Genomic DNA, 23,946 nt, shown 5'->3' with positions numbered 1-23,946 from the left:
CTCCTCTTGCCATCTGTGAAAGAAGCTGGGCATAGTGAAGAGCGTGACCCAGCTCATGAGACTGCGGCACCGGAGCCGCACTGCATCGCCGCCGCCGGAAGGGCCCGCAGGAGCCCGGTCGGCCGGTTCCTGCGCGGGACCGCCCGCGCCCGGTGCGGACTGCTCCCCGGTAGCCGTCCCCTCCCCTCACAGGTAGACGGAAGGCGTTCCCCCGTGGCCTCCTCGTATCCCCTCACGCAGCTCTCCCTGCCCGCACCGTCGGCCGCGCCGGCCGAGGAAGCGCGTCAGGAGGGATTCGAGCTCCCCGCTCACACCTCGTCGGTCGCCCGCGCCCGCGCCCGGCTCCGCGGGAAGCTGCAGCACTGGGGCTTTCCCGAGGAGCTCGCCCACACGGCGCAACTGGTGATCTCCGAGTTCGTCACCAACGCCGTCCTGCACACGGACACCGTCCGGATAGCGTGCCGCATCCATCTGGACGCCGAACGCCTGCGGATAGAGGTCACCGACGAGGGCACTCAGAGCTGTGCGCCGCAGCCGCGCAGCGCGGCCCCCGAAGAGGTGAACGGCCGGGGGCTGCAGCTCGTCGGCGCCCTCGCGCAGCGCTGGGGCGTCTCCGCGCACGGCGGCCGGTGCGGCCGCGTGGTGTGGGCCGAACTGGGTACGGCCGACGGCGCACTGTAGGGCCCGGCCCCCGGCGGGGGGCGCGCGGCCCGGTGCGGAAACGGCCCTCGCGTCGCGACCCTCCCGAGGCGCCGCGACCCTCCCGGCTCCTCCCGTTCTGTCCCGGCCCCCTGGTCAAATTCCCCCGGGTGAGGGCCACTTGACGTTGGTCCGGACCGCACCGGCGTGACATGCTGCCCGCCAGGGCAGGTGCCCGCGCGGTCGGTGCGCGGTGTGCCGGTGAACACACTGGGGCGCGTATGCGGGACGAGACGGCCGGAACCGGGCAGCACACGGTGGACATCAACGTCCCGAGCGTGGCCCGGATGTACGACCACTACCTCGGCGGCAAGGACAACTACGCCGTGGACCGGGAAGCCGTCGCGGCGCTGGACGAGAAGGTGCCGCGCACCCGCCATCTCGCCCGTAACAACCGCCGCTTCCTGCAGCGGGTCGTGCGCATCCTGGTGCGCGAGTACGGCATCCGCCAGTTCCTCGACCACGGTTCGGGTCTGCCCACCCAGGACAACGTCCACCAGGTCGCCCAGCGCGCGGCCCCCGGATCCCGCGCGGTCTACGTGGACAACGACCCCATCGTGCTCGCCCACGGACGGGCACTGCTGGAGGAGAACGCCGACACCGCGGTGATCCAGGCCGACATGCGCGACACCGACGCGATCTTCGACAGCCCCGAGGTCAAGCGCCTGATCGACCTCTCCCGGCCGGTGGCGCTGCTCTTCGTCTCGGTGATGCACTGCATCCCCGACCACTCCGACCCCGCCGCCGTGGTGCGCCGCGCTCTGGAGCGCGTTCCCTCCGGCAGCTTCGTCGTCCTCAACCAACTCGTCAGCCACGACCAGGAGACCCGCGACTTCGTCACCGGGTTCATGGACCGCAGCACCCACGGCCAGTGGGGCCGGGTGCGCGAGCCGCACGATGTCGAGGCGTACTTCACCGGCCTCGACGTGCTGGAACCCGGCCTGGTCGAGGTCAACGACTGGCGGCCCGACTCCGACCTGTGCGCACGCCAGTTGGAGGACGAGACCTGGTTCGAGTTCGGCGGCGTGGCGCGGAAGCCGTAGCCCCGCGCCGGCTCCGGCCGCCGACCCGCGGAACGCCGGACGGGCGTCGGACCCGCCCGGCCCCGCCCACGACGGACGGGCGCCCGCGCTGCCGGTCCGGAGCCACAGGCATCTGCGGACCCCGGCCGGCAGCGGTGGTGGTCCGCTATCCGCGTCCCCCGCGCGGTGGCCCCAGCGGGCGGAGCACCTCCAGCCGCACCGCCTCGGCACCCTTCTCCAGCGCGGCACAGCACTCCTGAGCCGTCTCCGCGACGGCGGTGACCAGACCGTACCGGCCCGCGACCGCGCCGTGCGGCGGCAGCCGCAGCTCCTGCCCCGGCAGGGCGATCGCGAGTGCCTCGGTCACCTCCGGCGGCAGCGCCGCCGTGTCCACCCGCACCGCGCGGGCCAGGCAGTCCGCCTCGGGGTAGCGGAACCGGACTCCCGCCACCCGCCGGGGGCCGGGGCGGAGGTCGGGCGGCTCCGCGCCGCAGGCCAGCTGAGCCGCCGCCAGCGCCGCGTCGGTGCCCAGCGCCAGCCGCCCGAGGTCGGGGATGCGGTCACCGCCGATCCGGGCGTTGATCTCGACCACCTTCGGGCCCTCGGCGGTCAGTCGCAGCTCGGTGTGGGTCCACCCGGTGCCGAACCCGACAGCGGCGTGCGCCCGTTCCACCACCTCCAGCACGTCCGCGTCGTCCTGCAGCGGGTCGCGGCCGTCGACCAGATGACCGACCTCCTCGAAGGAGGGCGCGAACCCGCACTCCTTGCGGGCCACGAATCCGGGCGTCATCCGGCCCCGGGCCCAGGCCGCGTCCACGCTGATCTCCGGACCGTCCAGATACTCCTCGACCAGCACGTCCCCCGGGGCCACCTCCACGGCGCCGGGCGCCGTGGCTCCCCTGGCCAGCCGGAACCCGGCCGGCAGCCGGTCGGCCGAAGCCACCAGCACCACGCCGGCACTGGCGTTGAGCGCCCGCGGTTTGAGTACCACCGGATAGCCGATCCGGGCCGCGGCGGCCCGCGCCTGCGGCAGCGAGGCCACCGGCACCGAACGGGCCTGCGGCACCCCCGCCGCGTCCAGCGCTATCCGGGTCGCCCGTTTGTCGCGGCAGGTCAGAGCCGCCTCCGCCGTACTGCCCGGCAGCCCCAGGCGCGCGGCGAGCTCAGCGGTCTGCACCACTCTGGTGTCGTCCCACGTGAGCACCCCCTCGACCGCGAACTGCCGCGCGACCGCCGCCATCGCGGCCACGTCCGTGGTGTCCAGCACCGTGTGCCCGGCCAGATGGGCCGACTCCCAGGCGGGGGCCCGCTCCGCCAGGAGATGGACGTCGTGGACGGCGGCGACCGAAGCCAGCAGATACTCGCGGTACACCTGCGACCCGGCACCGATCAGCAGCAGCGTCATGCGGGCACCCCCTCGGCGGCCAGCACCGGGGCGAGCCGGCGCACGGTGCGGTGCAGATAGAGCTGCGGCAGCGGGAAGCCGGGGAGTCCCGCGGCCTTCAGGGCCGCCAGCAGCCGCACCCCGAGCAGCGAGTTGCCGCCGAGGGCGAAGAAGTCGTCGTCCAGCCCGACGCGGAAGCCGAACACCCGCTCCCACGCCACGCGCAGCCGCGACTCGACGTCGTCCCCGGCCGGTCCGTCCTCCTCCTCGGCGGCGACCGCACCGGTCAGCGGCAGCGGCAGCCGCGCCGTGTCCACCTTCCCGTTGGGGGTCAGCGGCAGCGCGGGCAGCGCGGTGACGGTGGCGGGCACCATGTGCGCGGGCAGGAAGCGGGCGGTGTGCTGCCGCACCTCCTCGCCGTCGCCGCCCCGCTCGCCCGCCGCCCCGTCCGGGCGCAGCACGACGTAGGCGTCCAGCCGGGCCCCGGCCGGGTCGCCGTCCGCACCCGGGCGCAGCACCACAGCCGCCGCCGTCACCGCCGGCGCGTCCAGCAGCCGTGCGCGGATCTCGTCCAGTTCGATACGGAATCCCCGCAGCTTCACCTGGTTGTCCAGCCGCCCCAGGTGCTCCAGCCTGCCGTCCGGCAGCAGTCGCCCCCGGTCCCCGCTGCGGTACATCGGGCCCGGCGCGTGCGGATCGGGCAGGAAGCGCTGCGCGGTCAGCTCCGGGCGGTTGAGGTAGCGGCCGGCCACACCGGCCCCGCCGACATGGATCTCGCCGGGCACCCCGGGCGGCAGCTCCCGGCCCTCGGGGTCGAGGACGTACACATGCCAGCCGGGCAGCGGCCGCCCCACCGAGCGGGAACCCGCCAGTGCCGCACCGCGGGTGACGGTCTGCGCCGTCACGTGCACGGTGGTCTCCGTGATGCCGAACATGTTGACCAGGCGGCACTCCCGCTCCGGATGCCGGTCCAGCCAGGACCGCAGCGGCCGGGTGTCCAGCGGCTCACCACCCAGGACGACCAGCCGCACCGAGTCGCTGACCCGGCTCTCCCGGTCGGCCTGGCTCAACTGGGCGAACGCGCTCGGCGTCTGACTGAGCACCGTCACCCGTTCGTCCGCCAGCAGCGCGGCGAACCGGGCCGGTTCGCGCGCCGCCCAGTACGGCACCACCACCAGCTTGCCGCCCGTCGTCAGACAGCCCCAGATCTCCCAGACCGAGAAGTCGAACGCACTGGAGTGGAAGAGGGTCCACACCTCGTCCCCGCCCAGCCCGAAGTCCCCCTCGGTGGCCGCGAGCAGCGCGGCCACGTTGCGGTGCGGCACCACGACACCTTTGGGACGCCCCGTCGAGCCGGACGTGTAGATGACGTAGGCCGCGTCGTCGGGGGAGAGCGCTCGCGGTACACCGGCGTCCTGCACCGGGTTCGGCCGTCCGCTGCCGCCGCGGGCCGCTTCCTCCAGCGCGGCCGGCCGGAGGAGACGCACCCCCTCCGGCTGCGGAAAGCTCTCCGACTCCGTCACGACGAGGGGTACAGCGGAGTCCTCGGCGGTGAACGCGAGCCGCTCCGCCGGATACGCCGGATCCATCGGCACGTACGCGGCGCCCGCCTTCAGCACCGCCAGCAGCACCACCACCAGATCCGTGGAGCGCTCCAGGCAGACGCCCACCCGGTCGCCGGGCACCACCCCGAGGCGGCGCAGCCCCTCGGCGAACCGGTCAGCGCGCCGGTCGAGCTGCCGGTAGCTGAGGGTCTCCCCCTCGCAGACGAGAGCCGGCGCGTCGGGTGCCCTCGCGGCCCGGCGCCCCACGGCCTCCTCGATCCGCTCGTCCGGTACCCGCGGTGCCCGGCCCAGCCCGCCCAGCCGGGCCAGCGCCTGGCGGTGCTCCTCCTCGAACAGGGGCACTTCGCCCACCAGGGCCTCCGGGGCCGCCGCGGTCAGCGTCCGGTGCGCGGTCGCCAGCATGCCGGTCAGCCACTCCGCAGCCGCGTCGCCGAACACGTCGCGCCGGTAGGCGCACCCGGCCCGCAGCGCGGTTGAGCCGTCGTCGGCGACCCACAGCGAGAGCGGATGCACGGGGGCGAGGAACGGCCGCACGTCGAGCGGTTCCGCCTTCACCCCCTCCCCGCCGAGCACCTCGGCGGGCGGCAGGACCGTCAGCCCCACGGCGGGTGCGGGGCCCGGCGCGGGGACCGCCCGGCCGACCTCCGCCAGATACTCCGCCACGGTCCGGCCCGGTGCCGCGGAGAAGGCCACCCGCTGCTCCGCGTCCACCCCCAACTCCACCTCGGAGGCCCCGGTGCAGCGCGCGAGGACCAGCCCGAGCGCCGCCCGCAGCGAGACCGGGTCAGCCGCCCGGCCGCGGGCCGGGACGGTGAAGCCGCGGTGCCCCACGGTCGGAGCCCCGGCCTCGCCCAGGCCCCACTCCGGTGCCGGGCGGCGGTCGAGGTCCCGCAGCGCCGACCGCAGACGCGCCTCCCGTTCGGCTGCCGCGTCGCCGGCCCGGACCGCCGGGTCCACCGTCTCGCCCAGCAGGGCCCGGGCCAGGTCGCAGGGGTCGGCCAGCACCGCCCGGTGGGCGACCACGACCAGGTCCGCCGCCCCGTCCGCGTACCGCAGCAGCACCGCCCGCAGCCCCGGTCCGGTGCGCGGGTCGGCGGGCCGGGAGAGCTCCCGCTCCCGCCGTGCCGCCGCGATGTCCGCGTCCGCGCCCCCTGGCACGTCCTGCACCCACAGCCGTACCCCGTCCGCCGCGCGGGCGAGCGCCCGCTCCATCGGCCCGGTGCCGGCTTCCGCGTGCAGGCGTACGGCGAGCGCCTGGCACAGCCGGCCGGTGTCGTCCATCGTCCCTCTCTCCCCGCTGTCGCTGTGCTGCCCGATGTGACCTGTGCCGCCGCTCATCGGCTGGTGAACCCGCCGTCGACGGTGACGGTGGAACCCGTCACCTGCCGGGAGCCGTCGGAGCCGAGCCACAGCGCGGCCCCCGCCACGTCCTCGGGCTCGATCAGGCGGTTCATCGGCTGCGCGGCCACGAAGGTCTCCTCGTGCTCGGCCACCGGCACCTCCAGCGAGCGGGCGATCTCGCTGAGCATCCGGCCCTCCGCGGCGCCGTCGTCCCGCACCGAGCCGGGGCACAGCGCGTTCACCCGGACCGCGAACGGGGCGAAGTCCAGCGCCGCGGACTTGGTCAGCCCGATCAGCGCGTGCTTCGCGGTGACGTACCCGGCGAAGTGCCGGTAGCCCACCAGCCCGGCCGTCGAGGAGACGTTGATGATGCTTCCCGCACGCTGTGCGGCCATCGCGGAGCCCGCGGCGCGGATCATCCGCCAGGCACCCGAGACGTCGACGTCCAGCATCAGCTCCCACTCGGAGGGTGTGATGTCCTGCACCGTCTTGCCCGAGGGGGCTGCGATACCGGCGTTGTTGAGCAGGATGTCGATCCGCCCGAACCGGTCCAGTGCCCCGTCCACCACCTCGCGCACGGCGTCCAGGTCGCGTACGTCCGCCTCGGCGGTGACCACGGTGGCGGTCGGGGACAGCTCCTGGCACAGCCGCGCGGTGTGCGCCAACTGGTCCGCGTTGCCCAGGGGGTAGGGCACGCCCGCCAGGTCGTGGCCGATGTCGGTCAGGAGCAGCTCCGCCCCGGCGCGGGCGTAGGCCACCGCGCACGCCCGTCCGATGCCGCGCGCTGCCCCCGTGATGACCGCCGTCTTGCCCGCCAGCTGTCCGGTGGTCGGGCCCCCGGCGCCGGCGGCGTCCGCCGGGGCGGGCGGGGGAGAGGCGAGTACCCCGTTCACCGTGCCACCCCCTGCGAGGCGAGCTCCGCGTCGAGCAGCCGCACCAGGGCGGCGGGCTCGTCCACCAGATACATGTGTCCGCCCGGCAGTTCGACCTGCCGGCAGCCTGCCGTGGTGGCGGACCCCCACTCGACCGCCTCCGCACGGGAGACCAGTTCGTCCTCCGCGCCGCGGATCGAGACGATGGGGACCGCCAGCGGCTTCTCGGAGGGGGCCAGGTAGTTCTCGTGCATCTCGACGTCCGCACGCAGCGGCGGCAGCAGCATCTCCCGCAGCTCCGGATGCTCGAGGGCCGGGTGGGTGTATCCGGCGAACTCCCGCACCCGCTCCAGGAACAGCGCGTCGGACAGCCCCGTGGCGCGGATCCGGCGCCGCGTCCACGGCCCGGGGGAGCCGCTCACGAAGAGCTTGACCACCGCGGGATGGCCCAGCGCCGCGATCCGGTGGGCGGTCTCGTAGGCCACCACGGCCCCGAGACTGTGCCCGAACAGCGCCACGGTGGGTTCCCCGGCGAGCTGGTCCAGGATCCCGGGCAGCAGCCCGTCCGCCGCCTGGGCGACGTCGGTGTACAGCGGCTCCCCGAACCGCTCCTCGCGGCCGGGCAGTTGCACCGGGCAGATCCGGACGGTGTCGCTGCCGTATTCCTGGCAGCGGCGGAAGGCGGACGCCCCCGCTCCCGCGAACGGGAAGCACAGCACGGGGATCGGTCCGGATACGGGAACCGGCATCTCAGTCCTCCCTCTCGGTCGCGGACACCCAGGCCCGCTCGATCAGTTCCGCCGTCCCGGCGGGGTTGCCCCGGACGAAGTAGTGGCCGCCGGAGCCGAGCCGGTGGAAGTCCACCTCCCGCGCCACCCGCTCCCAGCAGCGGTACTCCTGGGCGGCGTGCGCCAGGCCCGTGTCGTCCTCGGCGACGACCACGGTGAAGGGGGCCTCGATCCGCCATCCCGGGTCCCGCTCGGTCAGCCCGATGAAGTAGCGGTAGCCGCCGCACACGTCGTGCCGGAACAGGTCGCCCATGAATGCGGTGTAGCGCCGGTCGAGGCCGTCCATCTCCGAGTAGCCGGTCTCCTCGACCATGTAGGTGATGATGTCCTCGTCGCTCCAGCTCTCGATCATCGCGATCGACTCGCGCATGTCGGCGGGGGACGGCAGCAGCTTCGAGCCGACGAAGACCCGCCGCAGGTCGAAGCCGCGCTCCTCCAGGACCCGGGCCAGCTCGACCGTCACCGCGGCGCCGCCGCAGTGGCCCCACAGGATCAGCGGCAGGTCGGGCAGCGATCCCTTCCCCTCCAGCTCCGCGACGGTGCGCTCCACCGTCTCGGCCACGTCGGTGAATCCGCCGGCACCGCCCGGTGTGTGGCCCGGCGGCTCCAGGCCGTAGACGGCGAGGTGCGGGGCGCGCTGCTGCACGGCCTCCGCCAGCGGCTTGAAGTTCACCGGGTGCCCGCACGGGTAGGGCACGCACAGCACCGCGGCCCTGGCCTCCGCGGCGCCCGAGGAGAGCAGTTGCAGCAGTTCCTCGGTCTCCTGGCCCTGCGCGCCGCCGTCGACGAGCGCCGCCAGTTCGCCGAGCCGGGGGACCCGGGTCAGGTCGGAGAGCGTGATCAGTCCGTCCAGCTCCAGCACGACGCGCAGCGCCGAGAGCGAGTTGCCGCCCAGGGCGAAGAAGTCGTCCGCCTCGCCGATCTCCTCCGCCGGGAGGTCGAGGACCTGCTGCCAGGCCGCACGGACCCGCGCGACGGTCTCCGGCGAGGCCACAGTGCCGGGCGGTGCGGTCGGCGCCGGGCGCGCATCCGCCGGAGTACCGCTGTCCCGCAGGGCACCCTCGCCCGCCTCCGCGTCCCCGGCCACCGGCAGGTGCGCCTCGTGCGGCGCGTCGGGCTCGCTCGCCATCAGCTCCAGGACGCGCACGAAGAGGGCGCCGATCCGGTCGATGCGGGCCTCGTCGTAGAGGTGCGTGTGGTAGTGCAGGCACAGCCGCAGCTCGTCGTCGTGGAAGTCGCGGGAGAACTCGGTACGGAAGGGGAACTCCGTCTCGGAGTCCACCCGCATCTCCAGCAGCGAGAACTCCGGCAGCCGCCGCAGGTTCTTCAGCAGGTAGAAGTGGGTGAAGTTGAAGGTGGTGCTGAACAGCTGCCGCCGGGTGGCCAGGTCCTGCTTCATCTGGGCCATCGGGTAGCGCCGGTGCGGCAGCAGCTCCAGTTCCGCGCGGTAGACGCGGCGCACCAGCTCGCCCCAGCTGCCGCCCGCCACCCGGACCTGGAACGGCACGGTGTTCAGATGCAGGCCCAGCGTGGTCTCCGCGTCCGGCAGCTCCGGACGCCCGCTGTGCTCGTAGCCGGTCAGCACCGTCTCCTGCCCGGACACCAGGCCGAGCACCTTCATATGGGCCGCCAGCAGCACGTCCTTGACGGGCACCGACAGCGCGTCCGCCGCCGCCTCGACGCGCCGGGTCAGCCCGGCGGGCAGTGGGACGTCCCGCAGGACGACGCGGAAGTCGTCGGTGGCGACCGCGTCCGGCCGGTGCGGAACGTCGGCGGGGTGCGGATCCGCCAGCACACCGCGCCAGAACGCCGCGGACTGCGGGGAGCGCAGCGCCTCGGTCTCCAGCCCGACGAAGTTGCGCAGGTGGTTGTCGACCGCGGGCCGGGAGGTGTCGGCGCCCTCCCGCACCTGGTGGTACAGCTCGAACAACTGGGTGTGCAGCAGGGAGATCGACCAGCCGTCCAGCGCCGAGTTGTGCTGGCTGACCGTGTACCGGTACCGCTCGTCGTCGAGCACCTGGATGTGCAGGGTGACCAGGCCGCCCGCCTCCCAGTCGAACCTGCGGGCCTTCTCCCGGGCCAGCCACTGCTCGTGCCACTCCTCCTGCGCGGCCGGATCCAGCCGGCGCAGGTCCTCGATCGTCAGCGGCGGCGCCACCTCGCGGTGCACCACCTGCAGGAACTCGCTGTACCCCGTCAGGTGGTAGGTGGTGCGCAGGATCGGGTGCCTGCGCGTCAGCAGCCGCACCGCCTCGGTGAACGCCGCGGCGTCGAACGCGCCGGTGACCCCGTAGCTGAGCACGTCGTGGTACTGGCCGAGGCCGCCGGTGATCTCCGTCTGGAAGATCAGCCCGGCCTGCAGCATCGACAGCGGGTAGGCGTCCTCCGCGTCCGCCGGAAGCAGCGCCCGGTCCTCGTCCGAGACCAGCTCGAACGGCTGGAAGGCGCCGCGGGCCGCGACGTCCTCCTCGGCCGGTGCCGTCCCGGACCCCTCCGCCATCGACGCCGCCAGCAGCGCGATCGTCTGGTGCCGGAAGAGCTGCTGGAAGGTGAAGTCCAGGCCCGCCTCGCGGGACTTGGCCAGCACCGGCACGAAGTGGATCGAGTTGCCGCCGAGGGCGAAGAAGTTGTCGTGCACCCCGATCCGCTCCCGGCCCAGCACCTCGCGCCAGATCCCCGCGAGCACCTCCTCGGTCCTGTTGCGCGGGGCCGTGTGCGACGGTGTCCTCCGGCGCAGTGCGGCCGGGTCGCGCAGCGCCGCCCGGTCCAGCTTGCCGTTGGGCGTGAGCGGCAGTGCGTCCAGGACGAGGATCCGGCCCGGCACCATGTACGCGGGCAGGGCGGCGGCCAGATGCTCCTTGAGCCCGGTCTCGGTCGCCTCCGCGGCCGCTCCGGTGGCGGGGACGGCGAAGCCGCGCAGCGCGGTCTGCCAGCCGTCGTCGACGGCGACGACGGCCGCGTCCCGCACCGCGGGGTGGCTGCGCAGGTGTTCCTCGACCTCGCCGGGCTCGACGCGGAAGCCGCGCACCTTCACCTGCTCGTCCATCCGCCCCAGGTAGTCGAGGCTGCCGTCGGGCAGCCGCCGTGCCCGGTCTCCGGTGCGGTAGAGCCGGTCCTCGCCGGTGGCGGCGCGTGTGGCGGCGCCGGTGGTGAACTTCTCCGCCGTCAGCTCGGGCCGGCCGAGGTAGCCGCGCGCCAGCCCGACCCCGGCGATGTGCAGTTCACCCGGGATGCCGACCGGAGCCTGCCGCCCCCGGTCGTCCAGCACGTACAGCCGGAGGTTGTCCACCGGCCGTCCGATGGGCAGCCGGGCCCGGCCGGTGAGCCCTTCGACGGGCTGGTGGCTGACGTCCACGGTCGCCTCGGTGGGCCCGTAGAGGTTGACGAGTCGCGCTTCGGGCACCAGTTCGGCGAACCGGGCCGCCCGGTCCGGCGCGAGGGCCTCGCCGCTGGCGAAGACCTGACGGAGGGTGCGGATGGCACCTCCGCCGCCGAACCGGTCCAGATGGCCCAGGAACATGCTGAGCATCGAGGGCACGAAGTGCATCGTGGTCACCCCGTGCCGCTCGACGGCCGCGAGCAGCGCGGCCGGGTCCTTCTCCGCGCCCGGTGCGGGCAGGGCGAGCGCGGCGCCGGTGAACGACCACCAGAACAGCTCCCACACCGACACGTCGAAGGAGATGGAGGTCTTCTGCAGGACGACGTCGTCCGCGCCGATCGGATACGCGTCCTGCATCCACAGCAGCCGGTTGACGGCGCTGCGGTGCTCGATCTGCACCCCCTTGGGGCGGCCCGTCGAACCGGAGGTGTAGATGACGTAGGCGACATCCCGGGCTCGACCGCCCTCCCCGAGCGGACCGTCCGCGGACGCGTACGACGCGGTGTCCTCCAGGTCCAGGGCCGGCGTGCCGCCCGCCAGCGCGCCGAACCGGCTCTGGTGCAGCACGAGTCCGGCCGCGCTGTCGGCGAGCAGATGGTCGATGCGCGCCTGCGGATAGGACGGGTCGATCGGCAGGTAGGCCGCGCCCGCCTTCAGCACCGCGAGCACGCCGGCCATCATCGCGGGGCACCGTTCGGTGATCAGCGCCACCACCGAGCCGCGGCCGATGCCGTGCTCCCGCAGGGTGTGCGCCAGCCGGCCGGACCAGGCGTCGAGTTCTCCGTAGGTGACCGTTCCGTCCGCGCTCAGCAGCGCGGGCGCGTCCGGTGTGCGCACGGCCTGCCGGGTGAACAGGCCGTGCAGTGTGGCCTCTTCGTCGAACTCCCGCGCGGTGGCGTTGGCCGCGGCGACGACCTTCTCGTCGTCGGCCGTCCACAGGTCGATCGTCTCCACCGGCCGGTCAGGATCCGCGGTGGCGCCGTCCAGGAGCAGTGTGTAGTGGGCGCCGAGGCGGTCCACGGACTCCTCGGCGAACCGGTCGGCGTCATAGCCGAACTCCACCGCCAGACCGGACTCCTGCCGGAAGGCCGTGACCATGATCCCGGGCGCCCGGAATCCGGGTGCGTGGTGATCCGCGAGCGCCACGCCGGTGTCGAAGGCGTCGGGGCGGCCCGCCGCGGCGGCCAGGGCGGCCACGTCGCAGTCCTGGTGCTGTTCGGCCTCCCGCACCGCTGCCCCGACTCCGGCCAGCAGCTCCCGCAGCGGACCGGCCGACTCCGTGCACACCAGCAGCGGGCCGTCCGCGAACCGCGTGGAGCCCTCCTGCCTCGGCAGTGCGACGGCCACCTCCGGGCGGCCGGTGCTGCGGCCGAGCAGTGCGGCGAGCACCGAGGTCAGCAGCACGGTGAGCTGCTCGGGGCGGCCCCGGCTGATCCGGTCGAGCCGTTCGGTGAGCGGGCCGCCGAGGTCCAGGGTGCGGGTTGCGCGCCGGACCCCGTCGCCGGGACCGTGCGCGCCGGCTGCGCGGTCCTCCGCTGCGGGGGAGCGGAAATCGGCCGGAAAGCCGGAGGTCTCCGCGAGCGACGCCAGCCGGGAGCGCCAGTACGTGAGCTGCGGGGTCTGCGGTGACGGTGCGGAGGGTGCTGCGTCGGATTCGAGCAGAGGCATGGATGTCTCCTGCACTTGTGGTGAGAAGTCGACTCGGAGAGCGGAGAGCGCGGGTGGCGCGCGGACAGGGGCGGCGGCCGGGTGGGCCCGGACGGCGCCTCAGAGGTCGAAGTCGAAGCCCGGATCGGGGCCACGGCCCTGCGCGGGTTGCGGCATGGGCAGCGGGCCCGGGGCCCGGTCGGGGGCGAGCGAGCCGAGCGGAGCCGACGGGTCCGCGGCGAGGGCGTCCAGCAGGGCGACGAAATGCTCGCGCCACTCCTCGACGGTGTCCCGCCGCAGCAGCCGGGCGGCGTACTGCCAGGCGACCCGGAGGGTGTCGGTCCCCTCGTAGATCTGCATGTTCAGGTCGAAGACGGCCTGGCCGGTCTGCTCCAGGCGGAGCGGCACCCTGGTGCCCTGGAAGTCCACCGACAGGTAGCGCGCGCTGTGCAGCGCGATGAGCGCGTCGAAGACCGGCGTCCGGCTGTAGTCCCGCACCGGAGCCGCCAGGGCGACCAGGTCCTCGAAGGGGAAGTCCTGGTGGGCGAACGCCTCCTCGGCGGTCAGCGCCGTGCTGCGCAGGAAATCGGCGCCGGACCGGTCGGGTTCTGGCGCCGTGCGCAGGCACACCGTCCCGGCGCACATGCCCACGGTCCCTTCCAGCCCGGGCGCCGTGCGGCCGGAGACCGGGGTGCCGACCGTCACGTCGCCGGTCCGCTTGAGCCGGGACAGCAGGACGCTGTACGCGGACGCCAGCACGGCGAAGAGCGTCACGCCCTGACCGCGGGCCAGCGCACGCAGTTCGCTGGTCCTCTCCCGGCCCAGGTCGAAGGCGACCACCGCACCGTCCAGGGCCCGCAGGGCGGGCCGGGGCGCGTCGGTGGGCAGGTCCGCGGGGTCCGGTGGTGCGGCGAACGTCCGCTGCCAGTAGGGCCGCTGCGCGGTCCGCAGCGCCGCACCGGCGGGTCCGGCGAGCCACTCCGCGTAGTCCCGGTACTCCAGGCGCGGGGGCGGCGGCTCCGCGCCCGCGTACAGCGCGGACAGATCCGCGAACAGCGGTGCCAGGGAGAAGCCGTCGACCACGATGTGGTGCAGATCGAGGCGGAGTGTCACCGCCTCGGCGGTCCGGTGGATCCCGGCCCGCCACAGCGGCGCCCGGCCCAGGTCGAAGGGCCGCACGAAGTCCTCCGGCGGCCCCGGCGGTCCCTCGTGGACGGTGACGGGCACCTCGGGGTCGGCTTCGACGCGCTGCCTGATCTCGCCGTCCTGGGCGACGAAGCAGGTGCGCAGCGCGTCATGGCGCAGCGCGAGCCGCCGGAGTGCCGCGACGAGCCGCCGCGGATCGGTGCCGGCCGGCAGCGCCAGCGTGACCGGCACGTTGTAGTGCACCGCGCCCGCGTCCTTGGCCTGCTCGAAGTAGAGCTGCCGCTGCTGCGGGGCGAGCGGGTAGGTGGCCCGCGCCGGAGCGCGCGGTATCAGCGCCGTCCGGTGCGCGGCGGAGGCGCGCAGCAGCGCCGCGAGCCGGGCCGGGGTGCCGCAGCGCAGTACGGCGCTGACCGGGCACTCGCGGCCCAGCCGCTCCCGCGCACCGGCCGCCAGCAGCGTCGCGGTGAGCGAGTCGGCGCCCAGCTCCCGCAGGTCGTGCGCCGTGCCGATACCGCTGAGGCCCAGGGCCGCCTCGGCCAGCTCCAGCAGCACGCGCTCGATGTCGTCGGCGGGCGGTACGAAGGCCGTCCCGGCCAGCAGATGGGAGCCGTCCGGGTCGGGGAGGAGGGAGCGCTCGACCTTGCCGTTGCGGTTGAGGGGCAGTTCGGGCAGCGGCACCAGGTGGGCGGGGACCAGGTGGCCGGGCAGCGTCCGCGCGAGCAGGGCCCGCAGCTCCTCCGGCGCGGGTGGCGGGGTACCGGCCGGGCCGGTGTAGTAGCCGCACAGGTGCTTCTCGCTCCGGCCCGGTCGCGAGCCCGCCGTCACGACCGCCTCCGCCACGTCCGGATGGCCGAGCATGACGCTCTCGATCTCGGCGGGCTCCACCCGGAAGCCCCGGACCTTGACCTGGTGATCGCGACGGCCGAGGAACTCCAGGACGCCGTCGGACCGCCAGCGTGCCAGATCGCCGCTGCGGTAGAGCCGGCTGCCGCCGGGGGCCGGGGAGGGCGCGAAGGGGTCCTCGACAAAGCGCTCCGCGGTGAGTCCGGGGCGCCCGCGGTAGCCCCGCGCGACCCCGTCCCCGCCCAGGTGCAGCTCACCGGGCACCCCCACCGGGCAGGGCTCTCCGGCCTCGTCCAGCACGTACGCCGTGGAGTTGGCCACGGGCCGGCCGATCGGGATCCGTCCCAGGTCGGCCCGGGCCAGCCGGTGGGTGACGGAGAACGTGGTGTTCTCCGTCGGGCCGTAGCCGTTGACCAGCGACAGTTCGGGACAGGCGGTCATCACCTTCGCCACGTGGGCCGCGGAGAGGGCGTCCCCGCCGACCACGAGTTCCCGCAGCGGACGGAAGGCGGTGGCGTCCTGCTCGGCCAGTTGGTTGAAGAGCGGCGAGGTCAGCCACAGTGTGGTGATGCCGCGTACGGCCAGCTCCCGGCCCAGCGGGCCGGCGTCGAGGAGCGTGTCGCTGTCGGCCAGGTGCACCCGCCCGCCGTTCAGCAGCGGACCCCACAGCTCGAACGTGCTGGCGTCGAAGGCGATGGAGCCGGTCGGCATGACGCTCATCTCCGGCCCGAAGCGTACGTAGTCCGCGCCGCGCACCAGCCGCACCACGTTGCGGTGGGTCACCTCCACACCCTTGGGGTGTCCGGTCGTGCCGGAGGTGTAGCAGATGTACGCGAGATCTCCGGGCTCACCGGGTTCTCCGACTCCTTTGGGCCCCCCGGAATCGTCGGCCCCTTCGCCGGAGCCCGGTAACCGGTGCCGCTCGGCACGGCACCAGGGGTCGAGCACCGTCCCGGAGAACGCGAACGCGGTGGGCCGGTCCACGGCGGCCACCAGGAACCGGACGGCGGAGTCCGCGAGCAGCCACTCGGTCCGCTCCGCCGGGTACCCGGTGTCCAGCGGCAGATACGCGCACCCCGCCTTCAGGATGCCGAGCGCCCCCACCAGCAGTTCCGGTGTGCGCCCGGTGTGCAGCCCGACCCGGTCGCCCGGGCGCGCCCCGGCCGCCCGCAGCGCGTCGGCCAACCGGTCGGTGCGCGAGTCCAGTTCCGCGTAGCTGAGGGTGCGGTCCCGCCAGGTCACCGCCGGAGCCTGCGGGGCGCGCCGGGCCTGCTCCCGGAACAGCGCGGGGACCGTGGAGTGCGAGGGGTAGGGCCGAGCCGTGTCGTTGAAGCGGCGCAGCACGGTCTCCCGCTCGCCGTCGTCCAGCAGCGCCACCTCCCGTACCGCCGTGTGCGGCTGCTGCACCAGGCAGCGCAGTACACGTAGCACGTGCCGGCCGAAGCGCTCCGCGGTCTCCCGCGTGAAGAGCGAGGCGCGGTAGCCGAGCAGCAGGTCGGACCCGTCCAAGGTGAGGGCGAGTTCGTGGAGCCCCTCGTCGGACACGGGCCGGTCCGTGAACCGGACCGCCGTCGCACCGGAGCGGTCCCGCGGTCCTGCCGCCGCCTCGGCCGCCGCCGCGGCGCAGGCGCCGACCGGCTGGTGCGGAGCGACCTCGAGGGTGAGGGCGCCCGCGCCGCTCCCGGACAGGTCCGTGTCGAGCAGCAGCCGCCGCTGCCCGGTCCAGCGGTGCAGCACGACGGCGAAGGCGGCCAGGGCCGGTCCGCTGTGCCCGGAGCCGTGTGCTCCGGTGAGCCGGACGACCGCCCAGGGGCCGTGCGCCGCCTCCCGGGTGCGGGGGAGATCGGTGACGAGCTGTACCGCTTCCCCGCCCGTCGCGGGTGGCGCGTCAGGAAGCCGCGGGGACGGTTCCGGCGTCGTCGGGGTCGGAGTCCCGCTGCGTGTGCTGGTCATCGGCTGCTGTCACCTCCAGTCTGAAGGGGGTGTTGCGGAAGAGCAGCACGGTGAGCAGGCCGGGCGCGGTGGCCAGCGCGGCGACCACGAAGATCAGGCCGGTGTAGTGGCCGCCGCTCAGGAGTACTCCGCCGAGCGCCGAACCGGCCGGGAGGGCACCCGCCATGACGGTGCGCATCAGGGTCATCGCGCGGCCCCGCATCTCGTTGGGCACCCGCGTCATCCGGACCACTCCGCCGAGCACGGTCATCGGCGCGGAGAGGATGCCGTTGAGCGCGAGGCCCAGCAGGATCCACGGCAGTGCGGTGGGGATGAGCAGGAACAGCACGGCGCCGGAGAGCAGTTGGAGCACCCCGATGCGGAGCATCTGCTTCTCGCTGGTCTCCACGGCTCCGGAGACCAGCGAGCCGATGAGTTCACCGGCCGCCATCACGGCCAGCATCAGGCCGAGTACGCCGGGGCCGCTGGCGAACTCGTACTTCGTCAGCCAGGGGATCGCCACCACCAGCGCTCCGGCCGAGACGTTGAAGGCACCGAACGCGAGGGTGAGCACCAGCAGGAAACGGTCCCGCACGATGAGCAGGAACACCGGGGTCCAGCCCGGCTTCCGCATTCCGCCGCCCGCTTCGGACGCCGACTCGGGGCGGGCCAGCGGGGCCTTGATCCGGCTGATCAGCAGGGCGAAGACCAGATAGGTCGCGGCGTCCAGCAGCAGCACGTTCGGGGCGCCGAAGAGGGCGATCAGCCCCGCGCCGATGGGTGGGCCCAGCACGTTGGCGGCGCCCATGGCGGTGGCCTCCAGCCCGGATGCCGCCTGGAGCTTGTCCGCGGGGACCAGTTCCGGCAGGACGGCGGGGGTGCCGGCCAACGGAATGATCTTCAGTAGGCCGTAGACCAGGGCCACCATGTACAGGTGCCAGGCGTGCAGTGAGCCGGTCACGGCCAGCACCGGAACGAGTGCGACGACCGCGCTCCGGAAGACCGAGTCGTAGATGAAGAGCTTGCGCCGGGAGAACCGGTCGAGCAGGGGGCCGACGACGGCACCGCCCACGATCACCGGAAGGGTGAGGCAGACGCCGAGCACGCCCAGACCGGCGGCGCCCGCCTTCTCGAGCGTGATCCAGGCGAGGGCCGCGTAGGTCGCGCCGTCACCGAGGAGGTTGAGCACCAGGGCCGACCAGAGCAGCCGGTAGTCCCCGATACGTAAAATGCTCAGATAAGCTTTCACGTCCACACCGTTCAGTAGGCCGAGAAGGGCAGAAGTGACAGCCGGGCAGGCGTGCGGTGCACGTCGACGTCGGCCGGTGGGTGTGCGAAAGAAATGCGCCAGGCAGGATCGAGCCGCACATCGGAGCGCCGTGCGGTGGTGATCAAGGATTCTGCGGCGTCACAGGAAGCAGTTGCCGTTCCTGGTGTGTCCGGCTTGCCGGGGCCGGAATTCCCCGTGGTTCGAACCCCCCAAGTTCCCCCGTGAAGATCCCCCGTTGTGGCGCCCCGCCGACGGCGATGCGCGATTACGGCAAGTGTTCTAACAGGTCGCTCAGAACCTGGTCAAGAAGCGCCTTGTGCGGAAAAACGACTCTTTCCAGGCTTGTGATCAAAGGGCGCGTTGTGAAGTGGCAGGGGGTGCGACCGCCGGGACCCGCAGCCCGCGCGGGTGGCGATGAGCGCAGGCGATCAGGCTGCGCGGCGCGGCGCCGCGCGGTACGGACGTCTCCGGGGGAGGGGCGGCCGGGGCACGCGGCGGGCCGACGCCGCCTGCCGCATACGGCGCGAAATCGCCCCCCGCGTGTCGGATGGGCGGTTCCGGGAGCGACCTGGGCACTGGTGTCGCCGTCCACCCGGCTCGCTCCTGGCCGGCAGCGGGCTTTCTCCCGTCGGTCTCCCAGGGCACGGCCCGGGCGTCGGCGCGCGGAGCCGACGTGGCGCCGGCACGGCGGTCCGAGCACGAAGCGAACGCAGCGGCTGACGCCCGCCGAGCACGAACCCCGTCGAGGGGTGAGCCCGCGGAGTGCCGCGCTCCGCGGTGCCGGATCGCGGAACCGGGTCCGGCGGGCCGGGCCGGGCGCCCGGCGGCTTCGTGCGGCGCGCGATGGACAGCGCGTCGTACGGCGTGGGGTGTCCCGGCGCGAAGCGGATGTTCCGGCACGGTCCGGTGCGGCGCCTCGATTCCAGCAGGGGGAGGCCAAGCACACCGGGGCGCGACCGCGGGATGCGGCAGGTGCGGCGCCTGCAGGCGGGGCAGCGGGGCAGCGGGAACGACGTGGCAGCGGGGCCGGCGGTGGGCGCTCCGGCCGCAGCCGCGGGGAGTGGCGGTGCGGACCCGGTGAAGCGGCCCCGCCGGGTCAGTACTCGCTCAGCAGCTTCTCCAGGAACGCCACGGTTCTGTTCGGGGGTTCGGCCATCGCGCACAGCCGGTCCATGACCACCAGGTAGCCCTCCACCTCGTCCCGCTTCTCCAGGTAGAGCGACGAGGTGAGCTGTTCGAGGTAGACGATGTCCGGGAGGTCGGGCTCCAGGAAGCGCAGGATGGTGACCGGGCCGCCCGCGGCGGCGAGCCCGCCCATGCTGAACGGGGCGATCTGCAGCGTGACGTTGGGCCGCCGGGCGACATCGATGAGGTGCTCGAGCTGGGCGCGCATCACCTCCCGGGACCCCAGCGGGCGGCGCAGCGCGGCCTCGTCCATCACGGCCCACAGCCGTGGGGAGTGCGGCTGGTCGAGGATCGACTGGCGTTCCATGCGCAGCTCGATACGGCGTTCGCTGCGCCGGCTGTCGTCGCGGGGGTGGCCGAGCCGGATCACCTCGCGGGCGTAGTCGCGGGTCTGCAGGAGCCCGGGCACGAACTGCACCTCATAGGTGCGGATGACGGATGCGGCCTCCTCCAGGCCGAGCAGCCGGTCGAACCACGGCGACATCACATCGCTGTACTTCTGCCACCAGCCCGGTGAGCCCGCCTGCCGGGCCAGCTCCAGATACTCCTCGCGCTGCTGCTGGTCCCACACCTCGTACAGCGTCAGCAGATCGGCGATGTCCCGCTCCTTGCAGCCGACCCGCCCCAGCTCCAGGCGGCTGATCTTGGCGTGCGAACCGCGGATCGCCTCGCCTGCGGTTTCCCGGGAGATGCCCTGTTCCTCGCGCAGCCGGCGCAGTTGGGTGCCCAGGACGATACGCAGGATCGTCGGTCCGCCCCTGGGATGGTCCAGGATGCGTCCGGGCGACGCCTCGCGTCGCGGCTGTGCCTCCATCGCGCCCGCCTAGCTTCCCTGAGTGACTGCTCGGATGCTCAGTGTCCCATTCCGCCGACTGAGCGTACAGCCATACAGGTTGTACGGCCGGATTTGACGGCCGGGTGGCGGGGACCTGTCTGCCGGCGCGCGGAGGCCCTCCCGGTGCCGTACGTGCCCGGGTCGGGGCCGGGTTCGGCGCGCGCCCCGGTGCGTGGCTGCGCCGGAGGCGAACCGCCGCCACACGTCCGTGTCGTGTGGCGGCGGTGTCCGTGGTGCTGTTCGGTTGTGGTCGGTTGTCAGCTGTGGGCGGCTCGGCGGTCGGCCGTCGCGGGCGTGGTCCGGATCGGGGTCCGCGGGGCGGGACCTGCCGACCCCGCCGGGTCCGGCACGCCCGGGTTCGGCCCGGCCCGGGTGGAAGGCCCTAGACGTCCAGCAGGTCGTCGAAGTCGCCGTCCTTGGCGCCCTGGACGAACGCCGCGATCTCGGCCGGCGTGTAGACCAGGGCGGGTCCCGAGGGGAACCGGGAGTTGCGGACGGCGACTCCCTGGCCCGGAAGCGCTGCGACCTCCACGCAGTTGCCGTTCGGGTTGCTGCGGCGGCTCTTGCGCCAGGCGGCACCCTCGATCTTCGTGGCCTCGATGCCGTTCTCGATCTGCATGTACGACTCTCCCTACGTCACTTGCATCCCCCGTGGCGGTTGCGACGTCCGGAAGCGTCTCACAGCTGGGCGTGCTTGCAGATGTACTTGCAGATGTACTTGCAGAAGTAAGTGCGGACCCCCGACAATGCCCGTCATGCCCGAGCCCCGATGGGCTCAACTCCGCCACCGGACAATGGAGTTCATGATCTTCCGTCCGTCCTCAGGAGCCCCCGTGACCACACCAGGCGCTGAATTCACCACCTCTGACGGCCCGGCGGGCGACGGTCCAGGCTGCGACCACCCGCTCACCCGGCTGCTGCTCCTGCTGGAGATCGCCGATCAGCCGGACTGGCTCCGCGATCTGGCCGCCCCCGCCGGATCAGCCCCGCAGAGCCTCCGGTAGTTCGGCGGCGTGCACGATCTCCAGCCGGGACACCGCGCGGGTCAGCGCCACGTACAGGTGCCGTAGGCCCAGCGGGCCGCAGCCCGCCAGTTCGGCCGGTTCCACCAGCACCACATGGTCGTACTCCAGGCCCTTGGCGTATTCCGCCTCCACCACCGCGACCCGCTCCGGCTCGCCTCCCGGGGCGCCGGTCGTGATCCCGGCCGCCTCCAGGGCCGCGCGCACGGTTGCGGCCCGTGCCCCGGTCGCGATCACCCCGACCGAGCCCTCACGCTCCAGGGCCGCGGCGACCCGCTCCGGCACGGCCCGGACAAGCTCGGCAGCCGTCGCCACCCGGACCGTACGCAGTTCGCCCCCGGTGCGCAGCGAACGGGCTGGCGGTACCGGCACCTCCAGCGCTTCCAGCAACCGGTTGGCGGGCCCGAGCAGTTCGGACGGTACCCGGAAGCCGGTGCTCAGCGGAGTGACAGCCGCCCCGGGTGCACCCAGGTGCGCCAACTGCTCCGGCCAGTCGCGCGCCGCCCAGGGCGTCGTCCCCTGCGCCAGGTCGCCCAGTACGGTCAGTGAGCCGAAACGGGTCCGGCGTGCCAGAACGCGGCACTGCATGGGGGAGAGGTCCTGTGCCTCGTCCACCACCACGTGCCGGAAACTCTCCTCGGGATGGGCGATCAGCCCCGCCGCCTCGTCCAGCAGCAGCAGATCCGCCTGCGACCAGCGGGCCGTGCGCGGCGACCGCGGGCGGCGCCCCTGCCACAGCAGCGCTCGCTGCTCCTCCTCGCTCAGCAGCCCGTCCGCGGCCCGGGCCAGCGTTTCCGCGTCGCCCAGCAAACCGGCGACGGCCTCTTCCGGCTTCGTCCGCGGCCACACCGAGTCGAGGAACCCGGTGAGTGCCCTGGTCCGGCCCATCCGCCGCAGCCAGGCACCGCCGGGCGGCCCGGCGCGGTGCTCGGCCTGCTCCCGCAGCAGCGCCGCCGTGCGGGCCCGCACCCGCTCCCTCCCCACCTCGTAGGGCGGCCGCTGCGCCAGCGCCTCCTCGACGAGCGCACGCAGCTCGGCTTCGTCCAGCCGCCAGCGGTAGGAGCCGTCCGGCACCGCCAGCGGGCTGTCCGGCAGCCGTACGCGCCCGTAGAGGGCCCGTCGCAGCACCTCGGCCATCCGGGCACTGTGCTTCAGCTCCACCACCCGCGGCGCGTCCTCGGCCCGCACCGGGAGCCCGGGCAGCAGGTCCCCTACGGTGCACTGGCGTACCCCTCCCTCGCCGAGGGCGGGCAGCACGGCCGAGATGTAGCCCAGGAAGGCCGGGTTGGGGCCGACGACGAGCATGCCGCCCCGCTCGATCCGCCGGGGATGGGTGTAGAGCAGATACGCGGCGCGGTGCAGTCCGACCGCGGTCTTCCCCGTGCCCGGCGCGCCCTGGACGCACATCGAACTGTCGGGGCCCGAACGCACCAGGTCGTCCTGCTCGGGCTGGATGGTGGCGACGATGTCGCGCATCGGCCCGACCCGCGGACGTTCGATCTCTCCGGCGACGATCCGTGAGGCGAGGGCGGGCTCGCCTGCTGTGCCAGGGGAATCCGGCCCCTCGCCGGCGGGCTCCCGCGGCGGCTCCGCCAGCCGCTCGTCCTCCAGTCCGGTCAGGTCCGCTGCGGTGCCGGTTCCCTCCGGCGCCCAGCCGAACCGGCGCCGGGAGCCCACTCCCTGCGGGTGCACGGCGGTCGCCTGGTAGAAGGCCCGGGAGACCGGGGCGCGCCAGTCCAGCACCAGCGGTGGTGCCGAAGGGTGTTCGCTGACGCGCCGCCGGCCGATGTAGTAGCGCTGCCCGCGGTGCTCGCCTGCCTCCTCGCCGCCGGGCCCCGCGCCGAGGAAGTCGAGCCGCCCGAAGAACGGCGGCCCGTCCGGCTCCCTGTGCAGTTCCGCGGCCCGGCTGCGCAGATGGCGGCCCAGGGCCTCCGCGCTCGCCCCGTCGCCGGCCACGCCCTCGGCGGCCGCCTCGCCCGAGTGCTGCCCGGTCAGTACTCCGGCGCCCTCCCGGACCCGGTCCCGGGCTGCGGCGTCCGCCGTGCCGAGCGCGGCGCGGCACAGGTCGGTGTAGGCGCGCTCGGCGGCCAGTTCGGCCCGGAGCGCGTTCTTCTCTGCGGTGTCTTCCCCCGGCATGGGGCGGTGCTCCTCACTGCCCGGTCCATTGCTCGGCCGGGCTCGGTACCGGTGTCGGATGGTGCTCGCCGTGCGGCGCTCGGGCGGTGTGCGCGGGTTCGGCGTTCCGGTGGGCCGGCGTCCGCCGGCAGTGGTGTCGGGTGGCGGTGCGGGCGCGGTCCGGGCCGGCTACGGGCCCGCCGCCGCCCGGCCCGCCGCTCGGTCCGGTCAGGTGAACGGCGTCAGGCCGGTGCGCAGCAGTGCGAAGGCGCGGTGGGCATCCTCCCGGGCTGCCCCCGACACGCTGTCCGCGCTCGCGCCGTCCGCGATGCGCCGCCAGTTGGCGGTCGCGAGCACCCGCTGGGACGTCACGAGCTGCCCGGCCGCCAGCCGCGCCGTCAGGCCGGGTGCGGCGCCGGCGTCCGCGGAGCCGTCGGCCGCACCGTCCGCCAGTGCGACCGCCAGCGCCTCCTCCGACCGCGCGGTGTAGGAGTGCAGCCGTGCGACCAGTTCGGGGGTGCCGTAGAGCAGCCGGTGGAAGGAGAGCACCTCCGGCTCGTCGCACAGTCCGGTGACCGGGTCGCGGGCTTCGAGCCCGGCCAGGAAGTGGTGCTCCAGCGCGGTGAGCGGCGACTCCCCGGCCGGGCGCCCCGCCACCACGCGTGCGGCTTCGTCCTCGTGGTCGGCGAAGCGGTGCAGCGCCATGTCCTCCTTGGTGGGGAAGTAGCGGAAGAGGGTCGGTTTGGAGACCTCGGCGGCCTCGGCGATCTCGGAGACGGAGACGGTGTCGAAGCCCTTCTCCAGGAAGAGGGAGACGGCCGCGTCGGAGATCGCCCGGTAGGTGCGCTGTCGCTTGCGTGCGCGCAGTCCGGTGCCGTGTTCGCTCATGGGGCGACCGTAG

The 23,946-nt window shown here is 73.9% G+C and carries 14 protein-coding genes; 3 read left to right on the top strand and 11 right to left on the bottom strand.

The genetic code is table 11. The annotated features are described in order from the left end of the window. The first annotated feature begins 213 nt into the window (after positions 1–213). A complete protein-coding gene (locus ACFYNS_RS06150; RefSeq protein WP_360299890.1) occupies positions 214–681 on the top strand; it encodes an ATP-binding protein in 468 nt (155 codons plus the stop codon). 239 nt (positions 682–920) lie between these two features. Beyond that, positions 921–1,742, top strand: coding sequence for an SAM-dependent methyltransferase (locus tag ACFYNS_RS06145; protein ID WP_360299887.1), 822 nt, complete (start codon positions 921–923; stop codon positions 1,740–1,742). A gap of 145 nt (positions 1,743–1,887) precedes the next feature. Here the strand turns inward: ACFYNS_RS06145 and ACFYNS_RS06140 are convergent, their stop codons facing one another. The 9 genes from ACFYNS_RS06140 to ACFYNS_RS06100 form a co-directional block, all read right to left on the bottom strand. After that, positions 1,888–3,126 carry an ATP-grasp domain-containing protein gene (locus tag ACFYNS_RS06140; protein WP_360299884.1) on the bottom strand — a complete coding sequence of 413 codons (1,239 nt, stop codon included), beginning with the start codon at positions 3,124–3,126 and terminating at the stop codon, positions 1,888–1,890. Further along, on the bottom strand, positions 3,123–5,951 hold the full coding sequence (locus tag ACFYNS_RS06135; RefSeq protein WP_388601106.1) for an amino acid adenylation domain-containing protein: 2,829 nt from the start codon (positions 5,949–5,951) through the stop codon (positions 3,123–3,125). The genes ACFYNS_RS06140 and ACFYNS_RS06135 overlap by 4 nt, the downstream gene beginning before the upstream one ends. A gap of 53 nt (positions 5,952–6,004) precedes the next feature. Further along, positions 6,005–6,829 carry an SDR family oxidoreductase gene (locus ACFYNS_RS06130; RefSeq protein ID WP_360300168.1) on the bottom strand — a complete coding sequence of 275 codons (825 nt, stop codon included), beginning with the start codon at positions 6,827–6,829 and terminating at the stop codon, positions 6,005–6,007. Positions 6,830–6,900: 71 nt separating this feature from the next. After that, on the bottom strand, positions 6,901–7,632 hold the full coding sequence (locus tag ACFYNS_RS06125; RefSeq protein ID WP_360300163.1) for an alpha/beta fold hydrolase: 732 nt from the start codon (positions 7,630–7,632) through the stop codon (positions 6,901–6,903). Between the two features lies 1 nt (position 7,633). Continuing rightward, the gene (locus ACFYNS_RS06120; RefSeq protein WP_388601104.1) at positions 7,634–12,718 is read right to left on the bottom strand and encodes an amino acid adenylation domain-containing protein; all 5,085 of its coding nucleotides are present in this window, start codon (positions 12,716–12,718) and stop codon (positions 7,634–7,636) included. A gap of 99 nt (positions 12,719–12,817) precedes the next feature. Further along, the gene (locus tag ACFYNS_RS06115) at positions 12,818–16,639 is read right to left on the bottom strand and encodes an amino acid adenylation domain-containing protein (protein WP_388601102.1); all 3,822 of its coding nucleotides are present in this window, start codon (positions 16,637–16,639) and stop codon (positions 12,818–12,820) included. Beyond that, on the bottom strand, positions 16,575–17,873 hold the full coding sequence (locus ACFYNS_RS06110) for an MFS transporter (RefSeq protein ID WP_388601100.1): 1,299 nt from the start codon (positions 17,871–17,873) through the stop codon (positions 16,575–16,577). Before ACFYNS_RS06110 ends, ACFYNS_RS06115 begins: the two co-directional genes overlap by 65 nt. 1,111 nt (positions 17,874–18,984) lie before the next feature. Continuing rightward, complete coding sequence (locus ACFYNS_RS06105) at positions 18,985–19,887, bottom strand: helix-turn-helix transcriptional regulator (RefSeq protein WP_360302863.1); 903 nt, start codon at positions 19,885–19,887, stop codon at positions 18,985–18,987. Positions 19,888–20,290: 403 nt separating this feature from the next. Continuing rightward, positions 20,291–20,527 (bottom strand): DUF397 domain-containing protein, encoded by a 237-nt coding sequence (locus ACFYNS_RS06100; protein WP_360302860.1) that lies wholly within the window; start codon positions 20,525–20,527, stop codon positions 20,291–20,293. Positions 20,528–20,741: 214 nt separating this feature from the next. Here ACFYNS_RS06100 and ACFYNS_RS06095 point away from each other — a divergent pair, with 214 nt between their 5' ends. Next, complete coding sequence (locus tag ACFYNS_RS06095) at positions 20,742–20,912, top strand: hypothetical protein (protein ID WP_360302858.1); 171 nt, start codon at positions 20,742–20,744, stop codon at positions 20,910–20,912. Here the strand turns inward: ACFYNS_RS06095 and ACFYNS_RS06090 are convergent. Both ACFYNS_RS06090 and ACFYNS_RS06085 read right to left on the bottom strand, forming a co-directional pair. Then, complete coding sequence (locus ACFYNS_RS06090) at positions 20,889–23,066, bottom strand: HelD family protein (protein ID WP_388601097.1); 2,178 nt, start codon at positions 23,064–23,066, stop codon at positions 20,889–20,891. The two genes, ACFYNS_RS06095 and ACFYNS_RS06090, sit on opposite strands and share 24 nt — an antisense overlap. A gap of 207 nt (positions 23,067–23,273) precedes the next feature. Continuing rightward, on the bottom strand, positions 23,274–23,933 hold the full coding sequence (locus tag ACFYNS_RS06085; RefSeq protein WP_360302852.1) for a TetR family transcriptional regulator: 660 nt from the start codon (positions 23,931–23,933) through the stop codon (positions 23,274–23,276). Positions 23,934–23,946 lie beyond the last annotated feature (13 nt).

It is taken from the genome of Streptomyces sp. NPDC006925 (assembly GCF_042869575.1).
Classification (GTDB): domain Bacteria; phylum Actinomycetota; class Actinomycetes; order Streptomycetales; family Streptomycetaceae; genus Streptomyces.
This window is presented reverse-complemented; position numbering and strand designations above follow the sequence as displayed.